This is a genomic window from Intestinimonas sp. UBA1698 (genome assembly GCF_002320075.1).
GTDB lineage: Bacteria > Bacillota > Clostridia > Oscillospirales > Oscillospiraceae > Intestinimonas > Intestinimonas massiliensis.
Map to the genome: position 1 here is coordinate 93,921 of NZ_DCJO01000001.1, position 4,379 is coordinate 98,299.

Consider the following 4,379-nt stretch of genomic DNA (forward strand, 5'->3'; position numbering starts at 1 on the left):
GCAATTCGTAGTGACCCGGCGGGGGCTGGGGTACCTGTTCAACGCCTGAGCCGGTATCGTCCTCCACGTGGGCCCCATCAAAGATGGGGCGGCGCGTGAGCGCCGTGCAAGCGTTTTGCAGCCGGCAAAACCTTGGCGCAGGGGCAATTCATTTGCCCCAAGCGTTTGAAAAGGGCGGGGACCCCGTGCGGCAGCGCCCCATGGGGCGGAGGACGACCCCGCCAGCCCGCAATTCGTAGTGACCCGGCGGGGACTGGGGTACCTGTTCAACGCCTGAGCCGGCAAAAGACTTTGGGCCCGTGCGGCAGCGCCGCATGAGGCGGAGAAGGGGGCGCTTGCCCGATGTTTCGTTCGCTGCATATGAAGCTGGTGCTCATCATGGTGCTGCTTATCCTGTCGCTGATGACGGTGGTGGGGGCTTTTTTGATGAACTCCGTGGTGCGCTTCTATCTGGACGACTTCTACGTCCAGATGCAGGATGTGTTCGGGGATCAGGTCTTCCTGGACGATCTGCAGACCCCCACCCAGGATGAGCTGGAGGGGCGCGTCGAGCCGGTGGACATGCTCAAACAGGTCCTCAACTCCAATATGGGCCCTCTGGGCATCGACAACCGTACCCGCTATTACTATATCCTGGACAGTGCCACCGGCGCCTACCTGACCAGCTCCGACGATGCCGACACCCTGCGGGAAAAGACCCCCAACATCACCCATGTGGTCAACGCGCTGGCCCAGGGCGAGCTGACCGAGGTGGGCAGCGACAGCGACATCACGGCTTCCTACATGGACCTGGCGGTCCCCGTCCGGCGGGGGGACAGCAGCTATATCATCTACATCTACGACTCCCGCCAGACCATCTCCGAGCTGAATGCATCCCTGTTCACCATCATCGTGGAGGCCCTGGTGTTCGGTCTGATCATTTCGGTGCTGCTCTCCTTTCTGCTGGCCAAGACCATGACCACCCCCATTGAACGGCTCACCGACGGCGTAAAGCGGGTGGCCTCCGGCAACTTCTCCCGGAAGATCGAGGTGGGCTCCCGGGACGAGATCGGCATCCTCACCGGCAACTTCAACCACATGGCCCGGAAGCTCCAGGACACCATACAGGAGGCGGAGAACGAGCGCAACAAGCTGGATACCCTGTTCCTCCACATGACCGACGGCGTGGTGGCCTTCTCCCGGCTGGGGCTGGTCATCCACAAGAACCCGGCGGCCGAGGAGATGCTGGGCCGCCCCATCGGTGAGCAGACGGCCTACGGCGCGCTGTTTGGGGACATTGCCTCTCTGGAGCAGGTGCTGGCCCTGGAACAGCCGGCCTACCTGTCCGGCGAGCGGGAGGCGGCCGGGCGGACCCTGGAGCTGCTGCTGGCTCCCTTTGACGGGGAGCGGCAGGAGGGGGGCGTTATGGTGGTCATCCATGACGTCACCGAGCAGCGCAAGACCGAGGAGCTGCGCCGGGAATTCGTGGCCAACGTGTCCCATGAGCTGCGCACCCCTCTCACCAACATCCGCTCCTACGCCGAGACCCTGGCCGACAACGCCGGGGATCTGCCTCCGGAGACCGAGAAGAACTTCCTGGGGGTCATTCTCAATGAATCCGACCGTATGACCCACATCGTGCAGGATCTGCTCACCCTGTCCCGGTTCGATTCAGGCCGGAGCGAGTTCAAGCTGGCCCGGTTCTCCTTCGAGGGGGCCATCCGGGATATGTATCACGCCGTGCTCATGGAGGCCCAGCGCCACGGGCATACCGTAGCGCTGGAGCTGGAGCCCAACCTTCCCGGCATCGTGGGGGACCGGGAGCGCATCCTGCAGGTCATGATGAACGTCGTCTCCAACGCCATCAAGTACACCCCCGACGGGGGGGCGATCGGCATCTCCGCCGGCCGGGCGGGAGAGAAGGTGTGGATGGAGGTGTCCGACAACGGCATCGGTATCCCACTGGAGGACCGCTCCCGCATTTTTGAGCGGTTTTACCGGGTGGACAAGGCCCGCTCCCGGGAGTCGGGCGGCACGGGCCTGGGCCTCTCCATCGCCAAGGAGATCGTGGACCGGCATCAGGGGAGCATCGCGCTGGTGGACCGGCCCGGCCCCGGGCTGACCCTCCGCATCGAGCTGCCCGTGGAGGGTCCCGGCCATGAACAGTAAGGGAATGCGCCGGCTGGTGGAGGCGGGGAAAAGCCTGCTGATCCTGCTGCTGGCTCTTTCGGCGGTCTACCTGCTGGGCCGCACCCAGTTTTTGGCTGAGGCCTCCGGCGCGGGCCAGGGCTGGGTGTCCGGGCTGGTGGGGTTCTTCGGCGGCGACCGGGACAGCCTGATCGGGCGGCCCATGGAGGGCGGCCAGGCCGCGGTGGTCCGCCCTGTCCGCATGGCAGTGTCCAACGAGCGGGGGCGGTACGGCGGCCAGTACGATACCGGCCTGGTGGACGAGCTCTACAGCAAGATGCCCAACCTGCTGGCCGACGCTCTGACCGGCGCGGGCGAGCCGCGGCAGGTCTCCGAGCAGCGCTGGCGGGAGGCTCTGACGGACGCTGCGCCCAGCGTATATCTGGACCTGCTGGGGCAGGTGCCTCTTCCGGTCCTGGCCGCTTCGGTGGGCGGCGAGCCCTCCGGTACGGATCTGGAGGCCCCAGTCCGTCGCCTGCTGCTCACCGCCGGCCAGGGCGGAGAGGCAGTTCTGTATTATATCAATGAGCGGGATGGCTCGTATTATGCCTGCGATCTCTCCACCGGCCGGGACCTGGCCGCGCGGCTGGCCGACGCCGTGGAGGAGTATTCGCCCAACGGGGTGCTCTTTGCCTTTGAGGACCCCCGGCAGTATGGGGGGCTGGCCCCCTACACCATGGTCAAGCAAGACGATACCCCCGCTCCGGCGGCCTATCTGTGCGCCAACCCCGTGCCCATCTACGATACGGACGAGGTGGACGGCCTGCTGCGGGACCTGTCCTTCCACCCCCAGGCCAGCCAGACGGTCCGCACCTCCAATGTTCTCTCCGTCCGGGAGGGCAGCGGGGATTCCCTGCGGCTCTATGACACCGGCGTGGCGATTTACCACGCCGCCACGGCGGAGGATTCCCGGTTCCCCGTCCCCGGGGAGGGGGAGGTGCGCTCGGAGCTGGAGCTGGTGGAGGCGGCCTGGTCTCTGGTGGAGCGGGCCACGGCCGGCCGCCGGGGGGAGGCACGGCTGTATCTGATCGGCCGGGACAGCGGGGAGGAAGACGTCACGCTCTACTTCGGCTATCAGCTCAGCGGAGCCGACGTAGTGGTCCGCCAGGAGGGCTATGCCGCCAAGGTGACCATTCGTCAGGACAGCGTGGTGGATTTTACCCTGCAACTGCGGACCTACCGGGCGGCCTCCGAGGCTGCGGCCCCGGTGCTGCCGGTGACCCAGGCCGCAGCCGCCATGCGGGCCCTGGGCGTGGAGGGCTCGGAGCTGGTCCTCAGCTACCTGGATACGGGGAGCAGCAGCGATACCGTCTCTGCCCAGTGGGTGGCCCGCTGAACGGCGCCATAGGAAGGAGGTGAGGGGCCCTGGAGTGGTCCAAGATCAAAAACATCATCATTCTCATGCTCCTGGGGGTCAACCTCTTTCTGCTGGTACTGGTGGCCGGGCGGGAGGCCCGCAGCGCCCAGTACCTGGAGCGCGCCCGGGACGAGGCGGTGTCCATTCTGGAGAAGAATGGAATCGCCATGACGGCAGCCCTGCCCCGGGAGATGACGCTGACCGCCATGACGGTGACCCGGGATGCCGCAGCCGAGCAGGCGCAGGCTGCCGGGTTGCTGGGGGAGGCCGCCGCCGCGGAGGACGGGGCGGGCTCCTACCGGGGGGAAAAGGGGACGGCCCGATTCTCCGCGGACGGCACCTTTTCCGTCTCTCTGAACGCCGGAGCCTATCCCCAGGGCGGAGAGCTGCCGGGCCGGTTTGGACTGGCCTGCCTGCGGAAGATGGGCTTTGAGGGGGAGGCCTCGGAGTACGACGAGGCCAGCGGGACCCTGACGGTCCGGCAGACCTGGCAGGACGCTCCGGTCTTTTCCTGCGTGGCCACCCTCACCTATGAGGATGGGGAGCTGCGGGGCATCCAGGGCGCCCGGCTGACCGGCACACCGTCGGCGGAGGCCGGTGAGACTCCGTTGACGGTCGCCACGGTGCTGCTGCGCTTCCTGGCCTATCTGAAGGACACCGGCGTCATCTGCCGGGAGATCCGGAGCATGACGGCGGGCTATACCCTGTCCACCGTGCAGATCAACCCCGTCTACATGGCGCCCGCCTGGTACATTGTCACCGATATCCAGAGCTATTATATGGATGCCGTCACCGGTGTGGTGACGGTGGCGGGATGAACGTTCTGTTCGGAACAGGCTGCCCGGAGCAAGGCTCC

3 protein-coding genes are annotated in these 4,379 nt (G+C 66.4%); all 3 read left to right on the forward strand.

What is annotated here, in order from left to right:
• The first annotated feature begins 342 nt into the window (after window positions 1–342).
• Window positions 343–2,148: an ATP-binding protein gene (locus B3H64_RS00475; RefSeq protein WP_256304839.1), complete on the forward strand. Its 1,806-nt coding sequence runs from the start codon at window positions 343–345 to the stop codon at window positions 2,146–2,148.
• A complete protein-coding gene (locus B3H64_RS00480) occupies window positions 2,138–3,502 on the forward strand; it encodes a hypothetical protein (protein ID WP_286732067.1) in 1,365 nt (454 codons plus the stop codon). The genes B3H64_RS00475 and B3H64_RS00480 overlap by 11 nt, the downstream gene beginning before the upstream one ends.
• A gap of 65 nt (window positions 3,503–3,567) precedes the next feature.
• A complete protein-coding gene (locus B3H64_RS00485; protein WP_050617137.1) occupies window positions 3,568–4,341 on the forward strand; it encodes a hypothetical protein in 774 nt (257 codons plus the stop codon).
• Window positions 4,342–4,379 lie beyond the last annotated feature (38 nt).